The following is a 19,040-nucleotide window of genomic DNA, read 5'->3' as shown; positions in this document are numbered from 1 at the left end:
CTCTATCCAAATCGATCTTTCAGCCAGGCCTTCGGCAGCGCCGGCACGAAATTGCCGTCGCGTCCGCTCATATCCTCATTGGCGACCATTGCATTGAGGATCGCCTCCTCTACGCCTTGCGCCACCGCATCGAAGAACGGATCGATATCGACGTCCGGGATGTAAGCGACGTTTGCGGTTCGTCCCGATGGTGCAAGTGCTGCTTGCGGATTGGCGGTGGTGAAGGCCAGAAAAATGTCGCCCGAACTGTGGTAGCCGAAGCCGCCTGTCATGGCGATGCCGAGCGGCACGCGCTTTGCCAGCCGCTTCATCTGGTGCGGCAGAAATGGCGCATCGGTGGCGACGATGGCGATGATCGAGCCCTTTTGGGCACGCGGCGTGCCTTCGCACATCGCCGGCTCTACCAGATCGGGCCCGACGCGGGCGCCGCGCAGTGTGAAATTGCGCCGCTTGCCGAAATTCGCCTGCACGAATACGCCGACCGTATGCCTGATGCCCTGCCACTCGACGATGCGCGATGCCGTGCCCGAGCCGGCCTTGAAGCCAAAGGCAATCATGCCGGTGCCGCCGCCGACACTGCCTTCCTCGATCGCTCCACCGGCGGCACCGTCGAGCGCGGCTTCGACATCTTCGAAGCCGACGTGATGACCGTTGATGTCGTTGAGGAAACCATCATAGGTCTCCGCCGCAACCGGCAGGCCCCAGCCGCTGTCGAGCGCCGCCGGCAGCACGCGTTGCATCCAGCGCAGCGTGCCGTCGCGGGTAACGCCGCAGGAATGCGTGTTGGTGATCGTGACCGGCAGGTTGAAGGCGCCGACTTCCTCGATAATGTGCGACCCCGTCAACTCGCCATTGCCGTTCTGGCTGAAGACACCGGCAAACACCGGCGTGGCGAGCTCAGCCAACGGCCGCGGCAGGATGGCGGTGACGCCGGTGCGCACCGGCCCCGTGCCAACCTCGAGCAGACCCTCGCCGGAAATCAGCGTCGCATAGCCGACCGATACGCCGGGCACATCGGTGATGGCGTTGAAGCCGCCCGGCGTGCCCTCGAAGGCAATGCCGAAAGCACGCGCGCGCGGCTTGCCCGCCGGCGTTTGAAGATGCGGGTCATGTTCGGTCATGCGGTCCTCTAAAAAAGCGAGCCCTGATTGCCCGGCTCTTTCGGTTTGCTGGCCGTCGGCTTTGCGGCGGGTTTGCTGGCCGCTGGTTTGGCAACGGCCTGCACCCGCTCGGCGTCGCCGGTCGCGACTGCATTTACGATGCCGTCGGCGAACTCCAGCTGCAGGCCAGCGCCCGGCGCCACATCAACTGCCAGTTTGATCACCGCGCCGTCGGCATCCTTGACCAGCGCGAAGCCGCGGGCCAGCACAGCCTTGTGCGACAGCGTTGCCATCAGCCTCTCGGATTGGACGATGCGGCCGCGCAGTCGCTCCAGCCTGAGCAGTACCGCTTGCGTGCCACGTCTCGTCAAAGCTGTCAGCAGATCCCTCTGCACGGTTTGCCGCCGTGCCGTTGGCTCGATCGTAATGCGGCCTTGCAGCAAAGCCATTTGCTGCCTGTGCCGTTGCAGGGATGCTTTCGCACATTTTGGCAACTGATCCGCCGCACGATTCAACTCCGCGCGCCGGGCTCTCGCCAATGCGCGCAGCGCCCCTTGGGCCCGCAAAAGGTTGCGGTCGTTGGTGCGTCGCGCCTCGGCAATCCGCCGCGACAGCGTTGCCGGAGTGAGCTTCACGGCGAAGAACCGAGCTCGCTTTCTTTCGGTGGAGACCATCAGCCCCCGGCTAAGCCGGCTGGCCGCCTCGTCCAGCCGCCGTCGCGGCAGCGCCAGCAACTGGTCGGGCGAGGGCAGCGCGCGGGCCGCCGCACGTGAAGCCTGCCGCTTGCGTTCGAAATTGCGCAAGGTGGCTGCTTTGAGACGTGCGCCAAGACTGGCTAGTGTCGCTTCGAGGTCCGCTTTCACCGGCACCGCGATCTCCGCCGCACCTGTCGGCGTCGGTGCGCGGATGTCGGCGACGAGGTCGATCAAGGTCCAGTCGGTCTCGTGGCCGACGGCCGAAATCACCGGGATGCGCGAGGCGGCGACGGCGCGCGCCAGCCCTTCATCGTTGAACCCCCAGAGGTCCTCAAGGCTGCCGCCGCCGCGCGCCACGATCAGAAGGTCGGGCTGGGCAATCGCGCCATCCCAGGCCAGCGCGTTGAAGCCGTTGACGGCGGCCGTCACTTCCGCCCCCGCCGTCTCGCCCTGGACTCTTACCGGCCAGACCAGCACATGCAGCGGAAAGCGGTCCTTGATGCGATGGATGATGTCACGAATCACCGATCCGGTCGGCGAGGTGACGACGCCGATGGTGCGCGGCATGAAGGGCAGCCGCCGCTTGCGGCCGGCGTCGAACAGCCCTTCGGCCTGCAGTCGCCGCTTGCGCTCTTCCAAAAGCGCCATCAGCGCCCCGGCGCCCGCCGGCTCGAGATTGTCGATGACGATCTGGTAGTTGGATTTGCCGGGATAGGTGGTGAGTTTGCCGGTGGCGATCACCTCCATCCCCTCTTCGGGGCGGAATTTCAGCCGGCCCATCGTGCCTTTCCAGACCACCGCGTCAAGCCGCGCGCGGTCGTCCTTCAGCGTGAAATAGGCATGGCCGGAAGAGTGGGGCCCCCGATAGCCGGAAATTTCGCCGCGCACCCGCACATGGCCGAAGACATCCTCGACCGTGCGCTTCAGCGCGCCGGAAATCTCGCTCACCGTGTATTCGGTGGCATTGGTTCGTGATTCGGATTCTGCGTCGCTCATCGGCCGATTGAGCGGCTGTTGTCGCTCCGCGTCAAGATTCCATAACTTGATCTTAAGCCTGTCCTGATTGACTCTGGGCCAAGGAGGACGCATGAGCGCCCGCAGACAACGCAGCCCGTTGACGTTCCAGGTCACCCTGACGGTGCTGACGCTTGCCGTTTTTGCACTGGCCATCGTTGTCGGCTTCGGCCTTTACGCCACCATGCAGGCCGACCGGGTCTCGCTCGAGCGGCAGAAGGTTTTCCTGGCCAACGGCCTGCAGGACCAGGTCGCCGCGGTAAAGCGCGAGCAGGAAAGCGTCGCCGTCTGGGATGATTCCGTTATCAACGCCAAGGCCGGCAACCAGACCTGGATGGCAGAGAATCTCAGCGTCTGGATGTCCTCGTATTACGGCCACAACCGGGTCTATGTGCTGGACGACGCCAACCGGCCGGTCCACGCCATGCGCGAAGGGAAGGTCGTGTCGCCTGCCGTCTTTGGCGAGGACGAACCCGCTTTGCGGCCGACAATCGCCAGGTTGCGCCAGATGATGAGCAAGGACGCAAGCCAGGCCGGCGCAAAATTCGTTGCCGACGATCTGGTCTCGCTTGGCGGTCAGCCTGCCATACTCAGCGTCATGCCTCTGGTGCCGAGTTCGGATCGCGTCACCCAGGCATCCGGCAGCGAATATCTGCATGTCTCCATAGAGTTCATCAACGACGCGGTGATCGGCAAGATCGCGCAGAAATATCTTCTGGCGGGGGCGCATCTCCTGCCGATGGCTCAGCCGCTTGGCTCGGCTGCCATTCCGCTTATCGACAAACAGGGTGTCATCCTCGGCTATATTGCCTGGGACCAGGAACGGCCCGGCCTGACGCTGGTGGGCAAGGCCAGCCCGGCCCTGGCTCTGGCCGCGCTGGTTGCGGCGAGCGTCCTCGCCTTTCTGCTCCGGCGTCTGCGCCGTGCGTCATCGGCGCTGCAGACCAGCCAGGCCCAGGCGCAATATCTCGCCTTTCACGACACGCTCACCGGCCTGCCCAACCGGGCACTGTTCGAGGACAGGCTGCGGCGTGCCTTGCTTACCTCCGGCAATGAAAGCAAGGTCGCGCTGCTTTATCTCGATCTAGATCGCTTCAAGCATGTCAACGACACGCTTGGTCACCCGGCAGGCGACGAACTCGTGCGCCAGACGGCGGCCAGGCTTCACCATACTGTTCGCGACGTCGACACGGTGGCAAGGCTGGGTGGCGACGAATTCGCGGTAATCCTGATCGATGTCCGCGACGTAAGGAACGCAGAGGATATTTCCGAGAGGGTGCTGCAGAAACTGCAGGAGCCGTTCAAACTGATGGACGATCAGGTCTTTATGAGCGCTAGCATCGGCATAGCCTTGTCGACAGGCCCTGATGCCGATGCAGACGATCTGCTGCGCAAGGCCGACATCGCGCTCTACGAAGCCAAGAAGAACGGCCGTGGCCGCTACCAGGTCTTCGCCGGCGACATGGACGACCTTTTGCTGCGCAAGCGCAAGGTCGAGAGCGAGCTGCGCAGCGCGCTAAATGGCGGCACCGGTATCAAGCTCGCCTACCAGCCGGTCTTTGCCAGCGATGGCAAGACCATTGTCGGCGCCGAGGCGCTGATCCGCTGGGCGCATGAGGTCCATGGCGCACTGCCGGCGGCGCAGTTCATCGCCATCGCCGAGGAACGCGGCATGATCGGGCAGCTCGGCGCATGGGCCCTGCTGGAAGCCTGCCGCTTCGCCGTGAAGACAAAACTGCCGTGGCTCGCCGTCAATGTCTCGCCGCTGCAATTGCGCGACGCCGGCTTTGCCGAAGAGGTTGCCTCGATCCTCGCCGAAACGGGACTGGCGCCGAAGCGCCTGCAGCTCGAGATCACCGAAAACGTTCTCCTGGAAAACAACGACACCACCAGAGCGGCTCTGGCAGCCTTGCGCCAGTCGGGCGTCGGCATTGTGCTCGACGATTTCGGCACCGGCTATTCGTCGCTGAGCTATCTGCGCCGCCATGCCATCGACAAGCTCAAGATCGACCGCTCCTTCGTGCGGCTTCTCGACGGCGACGGCAATTCGGGCGCCATCGTCAAGGCGCTGATCGATCTCGCCGGCGCGCTCAAGGTCGAGGTCACCGCCGAGGGCGTAGAGACCGAGGTGCAAAAGGCGCTGCTGGTCGCCATGGGCTGCCAGCAGCTGCAGGGATACCTCTTGTCGCCGCCGCTGGAGCCGGCGCAATTGGTGGCGCTGCCCGGCCTGTCGTCGGCCAACGCAACGACGGAGGCGGCAGCGTCGGCCTGATCGTTCCTACCAGCCAGGCAGGATCTGGTTCGGCTTGCTCCGCTTCATCTTGGCGAAGGCGAGCGAGGCGAAATCGAAGCTTCCCGTTTCTTCGCCGAGCGGCACGGAAATATTGTCGAGGCTTTCCGAGATGTGCCGGGCCAGCGCGTCGACGATTTCGGGCCGCGAGGTCTGGCCGCGCATGATGCCGATGCGGCAGTCGGGCAGGGCGCCAAAACCGTCGGCTTCGCCCAGCACCCGCATGCCGGGCCGCAGCGCGCATTCCGGCAGCACCGAGATCGCCAGTCCCGACAGCACCGCGGCGGTGATGACGGTGGCCGAGAAGCTGGTGAACAGGATTCGATAGTCGCGGCTTTGCCGGTCGAGCACATCGACGGCGGCGCGCCGCCAGATGCAGTTCGGCCGGCCGAAGGCCATCGGCAGCACTTCCTGTTCGTGCGTGGCATGGTTGGCCGAGGTCACCCATAGCAGCGGCTCGCGTCGCACCACTTCCGACTGGCCGCGCGTGTCGTTGTGCGTCACCAGCGCAAGATCGAGATTGCCGCGCTTGATATGCTCGACCAAGCCTGGTGTCGGCTCGCAGATGACAGTCAGTTCGACGCGCGGATTTGACCGTGTGAAGCGTGCCATGATTTCGGGCAGGAACCGGTCGGCATAGTCGTCGGGGGTGCCGATACGGATGGTGCCTTCGAGCCGCTGATCATCGAAGGCGGCCAGCGTTTCGCGGTTGAGATAGAGCAGGCGGCGCGCGTAGGAGAGCAGCTTGTCGCCTTCCTCGGTCAGCCTGTTGGTGCGGCCGTCCTTTTCGAACAGCGGCTTGCCGATCCGCTCTTCCAGCCGGCGCATCTGCATCGACACCGCCGATTGCGTGCGCAGCACTTCCTCGGCCGCGCGGGTGAAGCTGCCGGTATCGGCAATCGAGATGAAGGTCTGCAACTGGTCGAGATCGAGTGGCGCTTTCATCGGTCCAATCCATCACTAGCGTTGATGCTAAAGATTAGAAACATTCGTTGGATTAATCAATCGGTGCGTGGCAAATTCACATTGTCCACATGAAAGCATGTGAATCGAGACCGGAACGGCCGCTGTCCCCAGCGCCGATCGCCTGGTCTTGTCCAGTTCGAGTCTGAAGGAGACCGACATGACCACGTTTGATTTCGCCACCGAGACCTCGCGCATCACCTCGCGTCCGGCCGTTGCGACGCGCGTGGCCAACACTTTTCTCAATGCCTACCAGGCCTGGAAAAATCGCCGCGCCTTCTATCGCCTTGGCGAGATGTCGGACGCCGAACTCGCCGATATCGGCCTGACGCGCGCGGACCTCCATGTCGCCATCGATGTGCCGTTCGGCGCCGATCCGACCGTGAAGCTGCGTGCGATTGCGAGCGATCGTGCCGATACGATCGAAGATCTCGCCCGCCAGATAGCGTGATATCGGGCGCATTGTTTCGGTTGCCGTGAACCTTTCTCAGGCTCGCCGCGACCAACGAGTATAGCAGGCTCCCCACTCCCTGCCGGTTCCCCGCCGGCCAGCCTGCACACTGGCCCGGTCCTCCTCCAGGACCGGGCTTTTTCTTTTAAAGCTCCGTCGTCATTGTGCGGTCTGCGCCGCGTCGCTTCGCTCCTTGCTCCGAAGCCGCGAAGGTCAGCGCCCAACTACCGCCAACTACCGCCGGTCCATGTCCCGCTTGAACTGGTCGAAGATCGTTTCCACGCCCTTCTGATACTCGTCGCGCTGCTGGGCGCCGGTCTCGAACATCTTGCCGAAAATATCGTCGAACGGATTGCGTGGCCTGCCGCTCGGATTGGCCTGCGGTTGCGGCGCCTGGCGCTCCTGCGGTGCCTGTCGCGGCTGGGGTGCTTGCGGCTGCTGCGGCGCCGGCTGCCCACCGGGCAAGCCGAAGCCGCCACCACCGCCTTGCCGAATCATCTCTTCAAAAATCTTGCCCAGCGGGTTGTCGCCGTAAGGGCTCTGCGTCTGTTGCGGCTGTGTTGGCTGCTGCGGCCGGCCCTGCGGTTGCTGTGTCGCGCCACCGCCGAACATGTCCTGCAGCACTTTGCCGAGCGGATTGTCGCCATAGGGGTTGGGCGCCTGTTGCGGCTGGCTTTGCGGCTGTTGGGCGCCGCCGCCGAACATGTCCTGCAGCACTTTGCCCAGCGGGTTCTCACCGTAAGGATTGGGTGCTGGCTGCGGCGCAGGCTGTGCCCCGCCGCCCGCCTGCCGCATCATCTGTTCGATGATCTCGCCGAGCGGATTGCTGCCGCCGCCGAAGCCACCGGCGGCCTGCATCTGACCCCCGGTCAACTGGTTTGTCGTCTGCTTGAACAATCCGCCCATCACCATCGAAGCGATGGCCGGCAGCATCTGCTGCAGGATCTGCTGGCTGACGCCGGTCGCCTGCGCGGCCTGGCTGGCCACCGCGCGCGACAGCTCCTTCGAGCCGAACAGATGACCCAGAATGCCATTGCCCTCATTGACGCCTTGCGGTGAGAAAGCCCTGGTCGCGTCCTCGAAGTATTTGGCGTGCTGGCCGCTCGCCATCGCCGTCATGAAGGCGCCTAGCCCATAGGGATCGGCGGTGTTGCGTTGCAGCCCTTGCGAGAAGGCCGGCAGCAGAGCGGCGACAGCCGCCTGCGTCTGCTGCATGGAAAGCCCGTACTGCTGGGCAAGCGCCTGCATGCCGTTGCCGTTCTGCGCCTGCGCCAATATGTCGAACAAGGTAGGCATCGGTTTCTCCTCCCGGAAATCCTCGAGGGAGAACCTAGTTCGTTTCGATGTTCGATTGAAGCGGCTTTTGCCGCTGCTCAAGGCGCGACGCTAATACGCATATTCCATGAACACCGGCTCGATCGAGCCGCCCCAGCGCGTGTGGTAGGCCGACAGCATTTCCTCGGCACTGGTGGTACCGCGCGCCACGACTTCGTCCAGCGTGTTGAGGAACGAGGTCTCGTCATAGCCGTCGCGGTTCTTCCTGCCGCGATTTTTCAGCCCAAGGCGCGAAATGGTCATTACATCGCGGCCGATCTCACGCAGCGTCGTGTTGCGGAACGGCGCGGAAATGCCTTGTTCCGGCACCGCATTGCGCATCGCCAGCGTTTCTTCATAGGTCCAGCTCGAAGTCAGCGCCTCGGCGGCGTCGAGCGCGGCCTCGTCATAAAGCAGCCCGACCCAGAAGGCCGGCAGCGCGCAGATGCGGCGCCACGGCCCGCCATCGGCGCCGCGCATTTCGAGGAAGCGCTTCAGCCTGACGTCAGGGAACAGGGTCGACAGATGGTTCGCCCAGTCGCCCATGGTGGGCAGTCCGTCCGGTACTTCATTGCGGGCAACGCCGGCCATGAACTGGCGGAAGGTGATGTGCGTCATGTCGTGATAGTGGCCGTCGCGGATGACGAAATACATCGGCACGTCGAGCGCCCATTCGACATAGTCGGCAAAGCCGAACTCGGGCGAGAAGCAGAATTCGAGCAGGCCCGAGCGTTGGTTGTCGGTGTCGCGCCAGATGTCGCCGCGCCAGCTCTGCAGCCCGTTCGGCCGGCTGTCGGTGAAGGGCGAGTTGGCAAACAGCGCCGTCGACAGTGGCTGCAGCTTCAGCGACACCTGCATCTTGCGGCGCATGTCGGCTTCGCTTTCGAAGTCGAGGTTCACCTGGATGGTGCAGGTGCGATACATCATGTCGAGACCCTTGGTCCCGACCTTGGGCATGTAGCGGGTCATGATTTCGTAGCGCGATTTCGGCATTTTCGGCGTCTCGGCGAGCGACCATTTCGGACTGCCGCCGAGGCCGAGAAAGCGGATGCCCATCGGCTCGGCGATCTCGCGCACTTGCGCCAGATGCGCATTGCCCTCCCGGCAGGTCTGGTGGATCGTTTCCAGCGGCGCGCCCGACAGCTCGAACTGGCCGCCCGGCTCGAGCGAGATCGCGCCCTGTCCGGTCGGCTCGACCAGGCCGATGATGCGGCCGTCATCGATGATCGGGTCCCAGCCGAGCTTTTGCTGCATGCCTTCGAGGATGGCGCGGATGCCGCGCTCGCCGCCATAGGGCACCGGCGCGTTGCCGTCGACATAGAAGGGGAACTTCTCGTGCTCGGTCCCGATGCGCCACTTGTCGCGCGGCTTGTTGCCTTCGGCCAGATGCTCGACCAGTTCGTCGATGCCTTCGATTGGCCGGAAATCGGTTGTGTCGCGCGCCATGGGGCCCCCTCTGCGGCTCTCGGAGCCCGCCGGCGCTAAATGGACGAAATGTCAGCAGCCGATCAAGCGAAAAATCCTGAGCCACAGGTCAACAGGAATTGATCTTTACGCCTCTTACCAGTCTCCGACCGTCGCCTGCATCACCGCAAGCGCCGCTACAGCTGCTGTGTCAGCGCGCAGGATGCGCGGTCCGAGCGGGATGGCAGTGACGAAGGGGAGCGCCCGCAGCATCTTGCGTTCGTCATCGGAAAAGCCGCCTTCCGGCCCGACCAGCAGCGCCAGCTTCCTCTCAGGTATTGCCTGCAATGCCGGCAGCGGGTTGTTGGTCGAGGCATCCTCGTCGCAGAAGATAAGCCGGCGTTCCTTGTCCCAGCCGGAGAGCAGGCGCTCGAATTTCTCGGCCTCGCGCACTTCCGGCACCGCCAGTATGCCGCATTGCTCGGCCGCCTCGACGACATTGGCGCGCAGCCGGTCGATGGAGGGTTTTGCCACTTGCGTGTGCTGGGTGATCACCGGCTGCAGGATGCCGGCGCCCATCTCGACCGCCTTCTGCACGAGATAGTCTAGCCGGCCCTGTTTCAGTGGCGCGAAGCAATAGATCAGGTCAGGCAGGGGCGGTTGCGGTCTCTGCGAGGCCAGCACCTTCAGCCGCACCGCCCTTTTCGACCTGGTGGCAATCGCCGCCGACCACTCGCCGTCGCGGCCGTTGAAGACCAGGATCTCGGCGCCTTCGCCGAGCCGCAGCACATGCGTGAGATAATGGCTCTGCTGCTGGCCGGCATCGAATTCGATGCCTGCCGCGAGGTCGTCCGGCACGAACAGCCGCTGCATCTTGTAATTGGCGCGCATCGCCGAGGAATGGGGCAGAGCGAGACGGGGGTCAAGAACTTAGAGCGCAGCTCTTCATTTCCGCGCCGTCAATTTTTGGCAGTGCTTGCATTCACTTAAGCGTAGCACGTATCGTAAATATCGCACGCCGCCTTTCCAAATTCGCTGGTAATCAAAAGATACCGCACCATACTGCGGATGCACTTCACAGAGATTGTTATGGAACACAGGACTCTCATATGTTAAGCAAAAGATAATATAGACATAGCAACATTGATCGTGACGATAATAGTTGCTTTTTCTGGATATCTAATAACCTATTTTATAAGTATATTTATTGAAATTAGGAAAGCAAAACTTCAATTTATAAGTGATCAAATTCAATATCTGTATGGGCCATTATTCGCTCTGGGCGACGCTTCCAATCAGGCATGGCTATCTTTTCGCTCGAAGTGTCGTCCGGGCGGGTCGTTTTTCGGCCGTAACCCTCCTCCTAGCGAAGACGAGTTAAAACAGTGGCGCCTGTGGATGACAGAGGTATTTATGCCGATAAATTTGAAGATAGAGAAAACTATAGTCGAGAATGCCCATTTAATTAATGGTTCTGGGATGCCGAAAGAGTTTCGTGACGTTTTGGTGCACGTGGAGGCCTACAAGACAACGATAAAAAAATGGGAGGAGGAAGATTTCACAAATCACGTTTCATATAACAACTACCCAAGAAGTTTTCTCAATTCGGTTTCTCATACGTATGCCGATTTGAAAAAGAAACAGGCAAAAATGATTGGAATGAAATAGCTGAAGTAAATAAACTTCCATATTTTTAAATTGAATTATGCCATTGGGGTTCGTACCCAAAGCGGAGAACACCGGTCGTTGTTGCGGGGGTCAGGATGTGGAGCGAGTTGCTGCCTATAGTACAGATGTCTATGGGGCTCTCATAGCCTGCGAAGGACCACCGCAATGCCTTGCCATCGCGCAACGCATAGGCGGCGTCACCATCGGCGATCATCACGCCATCCGGCAAGCTTGCGAGTTCTCCGATACTGGCAGCCGGTAGCTTTCCGCCTGAAGCCAGCCGCTCCTTGTGCAGGCGCTTGTCGACCATCGGTGCGCGGGGCTCGGCTACGCCGAAGGCTTTTCCAAAGCGGCCGACAAAATCCCTGGCCCGCGCACGTCGGCAATAGAAACAGGGCCGGTGCCCCGCGGCCAGCGCCGTCACCTCGTCGAGGAAGAACAGTTCGGTCCAGCCGGCCTTGCCGCCCAATTGATCGTCACTTCTCCTGTTCCTGCCCATCGGTTCGCGCCGCACGTCGCGGAACTTGCACTCGCAGATGATCCAGGCCGGCAACGCCCATCGCTTTTTCAGCAGCGTCTTGGTCTCAGGATCGTGGATGATGCCGCGATTGCCGGTGAACAGGCCGCGCTCGGATATGGCATGGATGGCGCCGAACGGATCGACCCGGTTCTGCAGTGGCATAGCTCTCTCCCGAATACGCATCTTGGCTGCAATACGGGCGACATGATATCGCTCGTCGCGTCATTTCATGTCAGCAGGGTTTTGCGATGCGGGTGCTGGTGGTCCAGAACTACGACAACACCGGCCTTGGCCAGGTTGGTGCCGCGCTCGCCGAAGCCGGCGCCGATCTCGACCTGCGCCGGCCCTACAAGGGCGATGCGCTGCCGGACGACGCGACCGGACACGATGCCATGGTGATGCTGGGCGGCGGTCAGAATGCGCTGGCCGACGATGACTACCCGTATTTCCCGGCGCTGCTCGAACTGACCCGCGATTTCGCCGCCAAGGATCGCTCGGTTCTCGGTATCTGCCTGGGCAGCCAGTTGGTTGCCCGCACTTTCGGCGGTGAGAACCAGATCGGCGGCGCCTCGGAATTCGGCTGGCACAAGGTATCGCTGACGCCGGACGCCAGAACCGATCCGGTGCTTGGCGCACTTCCCCAGGATTTCCCCATCTTCGAATGGCACGACGACACTTTCGCGCTGCCGTCAAATGCGGTGCGGCTTGCCGGCAGCGAAATTTCCGAGAACCAGGCGTTCCGTATCGGCCGCGCTGTCTACGGCTTCCAGTTCCATTTCGAGGCCGACCAGCCGATGGTGAGGGACTGGAGCACATCCTTCGCGCCGCTGATTGCCGATCGCCATCCCGACTGGCAGGATCGCCTCGACAGCGAAATGGCTCTCAACGGCCCCGAGGCTGATGCCGCGGGCTTGGCCATTGCCCGCGCCTGGGTGGCGACGATCTGAACCCAGCCAACGCGCGGCCGTTGCATAATTGGCACGCGGCGGGGAATCTGCCGGGGACAACTTCTTTCGTCCTTGGTTTGTGGCCGAACGCCATCCTACAAGGCGCGCGCTATGCATCGGCAATGCAACCGCGATGAACCTTCTGTGTGATCCGCGCGACACACCGCCGATACAGAATCGACCTACAAGCGCGAAATCGTCGAAACTTTGAGACGAATTCTCGGTTTCAACCCATTGGTAACCGCCTCGTGCCCAGATGCAGGAAGCTCAACTAGAGATGACGTCCGTGAAAGCAGCGCTTCTGTCCTTTGTCATGCTGTCTGCCATCGTTTTGTGCGGTCTCGGCATTTATTCCGCCGATGCGGCCAACAACCATCAGGCCGTCGACGGCTACGGCGTCACCGCCGCGCTTCGCTAAAACGCTTTTCCCTGCACAGTCAGGATACGCTTGTCCGCGCCGTCCACGGCGAGCGCGCTGAGCATGCCTGACTGCCAGGCGAGCGTGTCGACATTGACGCGGTTCGGCATCACCTCCGCCTCCGGCACCGGTGTGTGGCCGTGCACGATCACCTTCGGGTAAAGCCCTGGATGGTTGTGGAAGACGTCGCGGATCCAGACCAGATCCTGCGGGCTCTGGCTCTCCAGCGGCACGTCAGGCCTGACGCCGGCATGGCAGAAGAAGAAATCACCTGATATCAGTGACAATTGCAGCGACCGCAGGAAGTCGACATGGGCTTGCGGTACAGCATTGACCAGTGCCTGGTGTCCCCGCCGTAACGCCTCGGCCTTGCCGAACCAGCTTGCGTGTCCCGCTAGGTCGACGCCATAGGATTGTGCCGTCTGCACGCCGCCATAGCGGATGAACAGCCCTTCCGGGTCAGGCTCGTCGAGAAAATCGAGGAAGCCGATATCGTGGTTGCCGGCCAGCATCAGATGCCGTGGATCGCGTTTCTGTGCCTCGATCAGGAAGTCTATGACGCCCTTGGACTCTGGTCCGCGGTCGACATAGTCGCCGAGGTGGATGACGCGCCAATCGCTGGTCGGCTTGTATTCGAGTTCGCTCTCGATGCGGCGATGCATGGCGGCGAGCAGATCGAGCCGGCCATGCACGTCGCCGATCGCATAGAGGCGCATGCCATCGGGCGCGCGCGCGTCGAGGTAGTGGATGCCGGTCTCGGTCAAGGCGGCTTCGTCTCCGTGATCCAGCGAGGCTAGGGTCTAATCGGTGAACAAGACCCTATCGCCGCAACTGGTCCTTGCCCATCTCGGTCACCAGCCGTTTGCCGCACAGTGCCAGCGTGATGTCCATCTCCTTGCGGATGATGTCCAGCGCCAGGGTCACGCCTTGCTTGCCCATGGCGCCTAATCCGTACAGGAACGGGCGGCCGATATAGGTGCCCTTGGCGCCGAGGCAAAGCGCCTTCAGCACGTCCTGGCCCGAGCGGATGCCGCCGTCCATATGCACCTCGATCCTGTCGCCGACGGCATCGGTGATCTCTTCCAGCGCCATGATTGACGACGATGCGCCGTCGAGCTGGCGCCCGCCATGGTTGGAAACGATGATGGCGTCGGCGCCGGTCTCGACCGCCATCAGCGCGTCCTCCTTGTCGAGAATGCCTTTCAGGATCAGCTTGCCGCCCCAACGTTCCTTGATCCAGGCGACATCCTTCCACGACAGGTGCGGGTCGAACTGCTCCGTCGTCCACGATGCCAGCGAAGCGACGTCGCCGACGCCCTTGGCATGGCCGACAATGTTGCGGAAGGTGCGGCGCTTGGTGCCGGCAATGCCCATCAGCCAGCGTGGCCGCATGGCGATGTTGGCAATGTTGGCCAGCGTCATCTTGGGCGGCGCCGACAGCCCGTTGCGGACATCCTTGTGGCGCTGCCCCAGGATCTGCAGGTCGAGCGTCAACACCAGCGCCGAGCATTTTGCAGCCTTCGCCCTGTCGATCAGGTCGAGCACGAAATCCTTGTCGCGAAGCACGTAGAGCTGGAACCAGAACGGCTTCTTCGTCACCGACGCGACATCCTCGATCGAGCAGATGCTCATCGTCGACAGCGTGAACGGCACGCCGAATTCCTCTGCCGCCTGCGCCGCCAGCATCTCGCCATCGGCATGCTGCATGCCGGTCATTCCAGTTGGGGCAAGCGCCACCGGCATCGCCACTTTCTCGCCGATCATGGTCGATTCCAGCGAGCGGTTGCTCATGTCGACCAGCACGCGCTGACGGAATTTTATCTTCTGGAAGTCCTCCTCGTTGGCGCGGTAGGTGCTTTCGGTCCAGGCGCCGGAATCGGCATAGTCGTAGAACATCTTCGGCACCCGCCGGCGCGCCAGGTCCTTGAGATCGGCAATGGTGAGGATGTCGCTCATGGTGGTTCCTCGTTAGCCAGTCGTCTTGAAGCCGTCGTCGGCGTCGGAGCGCTGCTTAAGCCTGAGCCGCGACACTCGCTGCCAGTCGCCGCTGCGTTCGGCCTCGAGCATCGAGCGCTCGACATAGGAGATATGGTCCATCGCCGCCTGGCGGGCAGCTGAGGGATCGCCGGCCTTCACGGCTTTGTAGATCGCGCCGTGCTGGGCCAGCAGCGCCTCGCGCGCTCCGGGCACGCTGAACACCAGAAGCCGGTTCTGGAACACGCCTTCAGACAGCAGCCGGTAGCAGGAGCGCAGCGTATGCAAGAGGATGATGTTGTGCGCGCATTCGCACACAGCATGGTGGAACTCGACGTCGATTTCCGCCTCGTCGTCGAAATCGCCGGTGCGGTGCGCCTCGTCCATGCGCGCCATGATGCGGTCGAGCAGCGCAATGTCGTCCGCTGTCGCGCGTCGCGCCGCATATTCGGCCGCAACACCTTCGATCTCGCGGCGGTATTCCAGATAGTCGGTCACCGCCTTGCGGTGCATCGAGATGAGGTCGGTCACCGGCTTGGTGAACAACTGGCCGATGACGTCGGCGACATGGGTGCCGCCGCCGGCCTTGGTGATCAGCAGCCCGCGCCCTTCCAGCGCCTTCAGCGCATCGCGCAGGATCGGCCGCGACACGTCGAACTGGCGCGCCAGCTCGCGCTCGCCCGGCAGCCGGTCGCCGGTGCGCAGCACGCCTTCAAGGATCAGGCTTTCGATCTGCTGCACCACCTCGTCGGCGGTGCGCGAATGCTCGATCCTGGAGAAAATATCGCTCAACGGGGGCCTGGGAAATTGAACCGGCGTCGCGCAAGATAAAGCCAGCGTCGCCAACTGGTCAAATTATTTATCCAATTTGCCCAATCGGGTCGGTCTGCGCGTCGCGCCGGCAGGACCTACGATGCTAGACTTTGGTGTTTACGCGCCTCATGGATTGCCTTTAGAGGACGCCATCACACGAAGGGTCGAGAACAGGGGGACCACCGTGTCGGACGAGACGTCCAACCTCGAATTCCAGCCGCGCGCCCAAGGCAGCGTGATGGGCTTTCCCGCGCATGAGGGACGGCCCGGCGCGATCGGCGAGGTCCATGCCCGGCCGCATCCGCTGATCGAGAAGCCGCGCGTGCTTGTGCAACTCGCCTTCATGACCGAGGGCGGCTCCGGCGTCGACATGGCCGTGCTCTCCGAACTGTCGCGGCGCCTCGGCATCGCGGCGCCCGACCGTCATGCCCGCCACCACGCCATGAAGTGGGGCAAGGGTACGCTGCGCTGGGAGCGGCATACGGAATTCTCGACCTATCTTTGGGAAGGGCCGCTTGCCGAAAGCGGCAGGGCGCAGGAGGATTCTCCTTTCGGCAACGGGTTCTCGCCGCCGGGAACGGTGATCTCAGGCATAAGGCTGGAGATCCGCAAATGGACGCCGGCAAGCGAGAAGCTGATTGCGGCCTTCGACCCGACGAGCCTCTGCTATTCGCTGGTCGAGCGCGGCAATGCGGCCATCGTCACCGATTTCCGCCAGGACGGCGACGGCCTGACCCGCATCCTGGTGCTTGATCGCGGCCTGACGCCGGCGCGGACCGGCGCGCTGTCGCAGCGGCTGATCGACGTCGAGACCTACCGCACGCTTGCCATGCTCGGCCTGCCGCTGGCGCTGACGCTGTCGGGCCGCGCCCGCCGCATCGAGGACCGGCTGGCGCAGACCACGCTGGAAATGAAGGTCGCTGAAACCCGCGACAGCCAGACGCTGCTCGCCGACCTGACCGAGCTTGCCGCTGAACTCGAGGCTGATGCCGCCTCCAGCCTCTATCGCTTCGGCGCCAGCCGCGCCTATGACGGCATCGTTGTCGAGCGGCTGGAAGCGCTGGACGAAGAAGCCGTGCCCGGCTACGACACTTGGGGCGGCTTCCTGCAGCGGCGGGTGGCGCCTGCCATGCGCACCTGCCGTTCGGTCGAGGAGCGCCAGGCCAACCTGTCGCGCAAACTAACCCGCGCCACCACGCTGCTGCGCACCTGGGTCGATGTCGAGGTCGAGAAGCAGAACCGCGATCTGCTGGCGTCGATGAACAACCGTGCCCGGCTGCAACTGCGGCTGCAGCAGACGGTGGAAGGCCTGTCGGTGGCGGCAGTGTCCTACTATGTCGTCGGCCTGATCTCCTATCTCGCCAAGGGCGCCTCGATCTTCGGCCATGCCATTGCGCCCGAAGTCGTCACCGCCGCCTCGGTGCCGGTCGCCATCGTGCTGGTCTGGTGGGGTGTGCGGCGAGTGAGGCGGATGCACTCCGAGCCGGCGAAACATCCGGGGGAGTAGGAGCGCACTTTACCCTCCCCCTTGTGGGGAGGGTCGATCCGCATAGCGGATCGGGGTGGGGGTGCTCGTAAAGAGCTTTCGTCGCGCGGACCCCCACCCCGCTCACTGCGTTCGCGACCCTCCCCACAAGGGGGAGGGTGAATAGCGGCAGATTGCCGCTGCGGAAGGCTGGCAGTACGCTCTTTGCCCAATGCGGTGTTTGCAACATCCAGATGTAACTGGTAAAAGATTTTTACCAGCCAAGCGGAGAACGCCGCCGATGTCCGGCCTTGTCATGCCCAAGCCAGACGACGCCACGATGCGAAGGCGGGCGGAGATCGTCGCCGACATGCGCATCATCGTGCCGGGCGAGGGCGTCGTCGACGCCACCAATGAGATGCGCGCCTTCGAAAGCGACGGCCTCACCGCCTACCGGCAATTGCCGCTGGTCGTGGTGCTGCCGGAAACGGTGGCGCAGGTGTCGCGGGTGCTGAAATACTGCAACGACCGCAACATCCGTGTCGTGCCGCGCGGCTCCGGAACCTCGTTGTCGGGCGGCGCGCTGCCGCTCGAGGATGCCGTGCTGCTGGTCATGAGCCGCTTCAACCGCATTCTGGCCATCGACTATCCCGACCGCATCGTCGTAGCTCAGCCAGGCGTTACCAATGTTGGCATCACCATTGCCGTCGAGCAGGAGGGCTTTTACTACGCCCCTGACCCATCCTCCCAGATCGCGTGCTCGATCGGCGGCAATGTCGCGGAAAATTCCGGCGGCGTGCACTGCCTGAAATACGGCCTGACCGCCAACAATGTGCTGGGCATCGAGATGGTGCTGATGAACGGCGAGGTGGTGCGCCTGGGCGGCAATCATCTGGACTCGGAAGGCTATGATCTCCTCGGCGTCATGACGGGGTCCGAAGGCCTGCTCGGCGTCGTCACCGAGGTCACGGTACGCATCCTGAAGAAGCCGGAGACGGCGCGCGCTCTGCTGATCGGCTTTCCGACCAGCGAGCAGGGCGGCCAATGCGTCGCCGACATCATCGGCGCCGGCATTATCCCTGGCGGCATGGAGATGATGGACCGGCCGGCGATCCATGCCGCGGAAGATTTCGTCCACGCCGGCTATCCCCTTGATGTCGAGGCGCTGCTGATCGTCGAACTCGACGGGCCGGGCGTCGAGGTCGATCACTTGATCGGTCTCGTCGAAGCGATCGCCTACAGGAACGGCTCCACCACCTGCCGCATCTCGCAATCCGAACAGGAGCGGCTGAGTTTCTGGGCCGGCCGCAAGGCGGCCTTCCCGGCGGTCGGCCGCATCTCACCCGACTATTACTGCATGGATGGCACCATCCCGCGCAAGGAATTGCCGCGTGTGCTCGCCGGCATGCGCGAACTGTCGGAGAAATACGGCCTCGGCGTCGCCAACGTCTTCCACGCCGGCGACGGCAATCTGCATCCGCTGATCCTCTACGACGCCAACGTGCCGGGCGAACTCGACAAGGCGGAAAGTTTTGGCGCCGACATCTTGCGGCTCTGCGTCGAGGTCGGCGGCGTCTTGACCGGCGAGCACGGCGTCGGCGTCGAGAAGCGCGATTTGATGCCGGAGATGTTCAACCAGATCGACCTCGACCAGCAAATGCGCGTCAAATGCGCCTTCGACCCCAATCATTTGCTCAACCCCGGCAAGGTGTTTCCACAACTGCGCCGCTGCGCGGAGCTTGGGCGCATGCACGTGCATCGCGGCCAGGTGGCGTTTCCGGACATTCCGAGGTTTTGATGGGGGCGGAATGTCTCACGTCGGCGATCCTTCGCGCCCCCCTCTGTCCTGCCGGACATCTCCCCCACTTGGGGGGAGATCACCAGTCATCTCTGCCTTCGCCAATCTTCGACGTTGCTAGAGAGGCGCGGTCGCCAAAGCTGCTAATCTCCCCCCAAGTGGGGGAGATGTCCGGCAGGACAGAGGGGGGCACGAAGGAACTCGAC

The 19,040-nt window shown here is 63.0% G+C and carries 17 protein-coding genes; 7 read left to right on the top strand and 10 right to left on the bottom strand.

The genetic code is table 11. The features are described from left to right. Positions 1-2: 2 nt before the first annotated feature. Entirely contained in the window at positions 3-1,121 is a 1,119-nt protein-coding gene (locus tag ACYG9R_RS06055) for a DmpA family aminopeptidase (protein ID WP_023823645.1), read from the bottom strand. Between the two features lie 8 nt (positions 1,122-1,129). Further along, positions 1,130-2,791, bottom strand: coding sequence for an exodeoxyribonuclease VII large subunit (gene xseA, locus ACYG9R_RS06050; protein ID WP_023823644.1), 1,662 nt, complete (start codon positions 2,789-2,791; stop codon positions 1,130-1,132). 91 nt (positions 2,792-2,882) lie between these two features. Between xseA and ACYG9R_RS06045 the strand changes: the two genes are divergently transcribed. Next, positions 2,883-5,081 carry a bifunctional diguanylate cyclase/phosphodiesterase gene (locus ACYG9R_RS06045; RefSeq protein ID WP_023823643.1) on the top strand — a complete coding sequence of 733 codons (2,199 nt, stop codon included), beginning with the start codon at positions 2,883-2,885 and terminating at the stop codon, positions 5,079-5,081. Positions 5,082-5,087: 6 nt separating this feature from the next. Here ACYG9R_RS06045 and ACYG9R_RS06040 read toward each other — a convergent pair whose 3' ends face one another. Further along, entirely contained in the window at positions 5,088-6,044 is a 957-nt protein-coding gene (locus ACYG9R_RS06040; RefSeq protein ID WP_023670561.1) for a LysR substrate-binding domain-containing protein, read from the bottom strand. A 178-nt stretch (positions 6,045-6,222) separates the two neighbouring features. Between ACYG9R_RS06040 and ACYG9R_RS06035 the strand changes: the two genes are divergently transcribed. Then, positions 6,223-6,513, top strand: coding sequence for a DUF1127 domain-containing protein (locus tag ACYG9R_RS06035; RefSeq protein ID WP_023823642.1), 291 nt, complete (start codon positions 6,223-6,225; stop codon positions 6,511-6,513). Between the two features lie 234 nt (positions 6,514-6,747). On the opposite strand, the gene ACYG9R_RS06030 is transcribed toward ACYG9R_RS06035, so the two are convergent. The 3 genes from ACYG9R_RS06030 to ACYG9R_RS06020 form a co-directional block, all read right to left on the bottom strand. Then, positions 6,748-7,809, bottom strand: a complete 1,062-nt coding sequence (locus tag ACYG9R_RS06030; protein WP_023823641.1) for a DUF937 domain-containing protein — start codon at positions 7,807-7,809, stop codon at positions 6,748-6,750. A 90-nt stretch (positions 7,810-7,899) separates the two neighbouring features. Further along, on the bottom strand, positions 7,900-9,273 hold the full coding sequence (locus tag ACYG9R_RS06025) for a glutamate--cysteine ligase (protein WP_023670558.1): 1,374 nt from the start codon (positions 9,271-9,273) through the stop codon (positions 7,900-7,902). 114 nt (positions 9,274-9,387) lie between these two features. After that, positions 9,388-10,122 (bottom strand): 16S rRNA (uracil(1498)-N(3))-methyltransferase, encoded by a 735-nt coding sequence (locus tag ACYG9R_RS06020; protein WP_023715634.1) that lies wholly within the window; start codon positions 10,120-10,122, stop codon positions 9,388-9,390. Positions 10,123-10,380: 258 nt separating this feature from the next. Here ACYG9R_RS06020 and ACYG9R_RS06015 point away from each other — a divergent pair, with 258 nt between their 5' ends. Further along, positions 10,381-10,899, top strand: coding sequence for a hypothetical protein (locus tag ACYG9R_RS06015; protein WP_155923236.1), 519 nt, complete (start codon positions 10,381-10,383; stop codon positions 10,897-10,899). A gap of 25 nt (positions 10,900-10,924) precedes the next feature. Here the strand turns inward: ACYG9R_RS06015 and ACYG9R_RS06010 are convergent, their stop codons facing one another. Then, on the bottom strand, positions 10,925-11,581 hold the full coding sequence (locus ACYG9R_RS06010) for a hypothetical protein (RefSeq protein WP_023823640.1): 657 nt from the start codon (positions 11,579-11,581) through the stop codon (positions 10,925-10,927). Positions 11,582-11,667: 86 nt separating this feature from the next. Between ACYG9R_RS06010 and ACYG9R_RS06005 the strand changes: the two genes are divergently transcribed. Together ACYG9R_RS06005 and ACYG9R_RS06000 are read left to right on the top strand one after the other, a co-directional pair. Beyond that, on the top strand, positions 11,668-12,366 hold the full coding sequence (locus ACYG9R_RS06005) for a type 1 glutamine amidotransferase (RefSeq protein ID WP_023823639.1): 699 nt from the start codon (positions 11,668-11,670) through the stop codon (positions 12,364-12,366). A gap of 277 nt (positions 12,367-12,643) precedes the next feature. Continuing rightward, positions 12,644-12,784 (top strand): hypothetical protein, encoded by a 141-nt coding sequence (locus ACYG9R_RS06000; RefSeq protein ID WP_006206855.1) that lies wholly within the window; start codon positions 12,644-12,646, stop codon positions 12,782-12,784. Here ACYG9R_RS06000 and ACYG9R_RS05995 read toward each other — a convergent pair. From ACYG9R_RS05995 to ACYG9R_RS05985, 3 genes are read right to left on the bottom strand one after another with little or no spacing between them, the layout of a single operon-like run. Then, on the bottom strand, positions 12,781-13,548 hold the full coding sequence (locus tag ACYG9R_RS05995; protein WP_023686824.1) for a metallophosphoesterase family protein: 768 nt from the start codon (positions 13,546-13,548) through the stop codon (positions 12,781-12,783). The two genes, ACYG9R_RS06000 and ACYG9R_RS05995, sit on opposite strands and share 4 nt — an antisense overlap. A gap of 55 nt (positions 13,549-13,603) precedes the next feature. Next, complete coding sequence (locus tag ACYG9R_RS05990; RefSeq protein WP_023701294.1) at positions 13,604-14,740, bottom strand: alpha-hydroxy acid oxidase; 1,137 nt, start codon at positions 14,738-14,740, stop codon at positions 13,604-13,606. A 12-nt stretch (positions 14,741-14,752) separates the two neighbouring features. Continuing rightward, on the bottom strand, positions 14,753-15,550 hold the full coding sequence (locus tag ACYG9R_RS05985; RefSeq protein WP_023695102.1) for an FCD domain-containing protein: 798 nt from the start codon (positions 15,548-15,550) through the stop codon (positions 14,753-14,755). 205 nt (positions 15,551-15,755) lie between these two features. Between ACYG9R_RS05985 and ACYG9R_RS05980 the strand changes: the two genes are divergently transcribed. Both ACYG9R_RS05980 and ACYG9R_RS05975 read left to right on the top strand, forming a co-directional pair. Further along, positions 15,756-17,078: a DUF3422 family protein gene (locus ACYG9R_RS05980; RefSeq protein WP_460221813.1), complete on the top strand. Its 1,323-nt coding sequence runs from the start codon at positions 15,756-15,758 to the stop codon at positions 17,076-17,078. A gap of 259 nt (positions 17,079-17,337) precedes the next feature. Then, positions 17,338-18,834, top strand: coding sequence for an FAD-linked oxidase C-terminal domain-containing protein (locus tag ACYG9R_RS05975; RefSeq protein ID WP_460221812.1), 1,497 nt, complete (start codon positions 17,338-17,340; stop codon positions 18,832-18,834). Positions 18,835-19,040: the final 206 nt, after the last annotated feature.

The sequence above is a fragment of the Mesorhizobium sp. RSR565B genome (assembly GCF_054719465.1).
Note: the sequence above shows the minus strand (reverse complement) of the source record. Positions and strands in the feature narration are given on the sequence as shown.

Excerpts from the sequence above, each read along its gene's own strand:
- ACYG9R_RS06000 (WP_006206855.1), top strand. The coding sequence starts at position 12,644 with ATGACGTCCGTGAAAGCAGCGCTTCTGTCCTTTGTCATGCTGTCTGCC.
- ACYG9R_RS06040 (WP_023670561.1), bottom strand. The coding sequence starts at position 6,044 with ATGAAAGCGCCACTCGATCTCGACCAGTTGCAGACCTTCATCTCGATT.
- ACYG9R_RS06005 (WP_023823639.1), top strand. The coding sequence starts at position 11,668 with ATGCGGGTGCTGGTGGTCCAGAACTACGACAACACCGGCCTTGGCCAG.
- ACYG9R_RS06010 (WP_023823640.1), bottom strand. The coding sequence starts at position 11,581 with ATGCCACTGCAGAACCGGGTCGATCCGTTCGGCGCCATCCATGCCATA.
- ACYG9R_RS06025 (WP_023670558.1), bottom strand. The coding sequence starts at position 9,273 with ATGGCGCGCGACACAACCGATTTCCGGCCAATCGAAGGCATCGACGAA.
- xseA (WP_023823644.1), bottom strand. The coding sequence starts at position 2,791 with ATGAGCGACGCAGAATCCGAATCACGAACCAATGCCACCGAATACACG.
- ACYG9R_RS05975 (WP_460221812.1), top strand. The coding sequence starts at position 17,338 with ATGTCCGGCCTTGTCATGCCCAAGCCAGACGACGCCACGATGCGAAGG.
- ACYG9R_RS06030 (WP_023823641.1), bottom strand. The coding sequence starts at position 7,809 with ATGCCTACCTTGTTCGACATATTGGCGCAGGCGCAGAACGGCAACGGC.
- ACYG9R_RS06035 (WP_023823642.1), top strand. The coding sequence starts at position 6,223 with ATGACCACGTTTGATTTCGCCACCGAGACCTCGCGCATCACCTCGCGT.
- ACYG9R_RS06055 (WP_023823645.1), bottom strand. The coding sequence starts at position 1,121 with ATGACCGAACATGACCCGCATCTTCAAACGCCGGCGGGCAAGCCGCGC.
- ACYG9R_RS05990 (WP_023701294.1), bottom strand. The coding sequence starts at position 14,740 with ATGAGCGACATCCTCACCATTGCCGATCTCAAGGACCTGGCGCGCCGG.
- ACYG9R_RS06045 (WP_023823643.1), top strand. The coding sequence starts at position 2,883 with ATGAGCGCCCGCAGACAACGCAGCCCGTTGACGTTCCAGGTCACCCTG.
- ACYG9R_RS06020 (WP_023715634.1), bottom strand. The coding sequence starts at position 10,122 with ATGCGCGCCAATTACAAGATGCAGCGGCTGTTCGTGCCGGACGACCTC.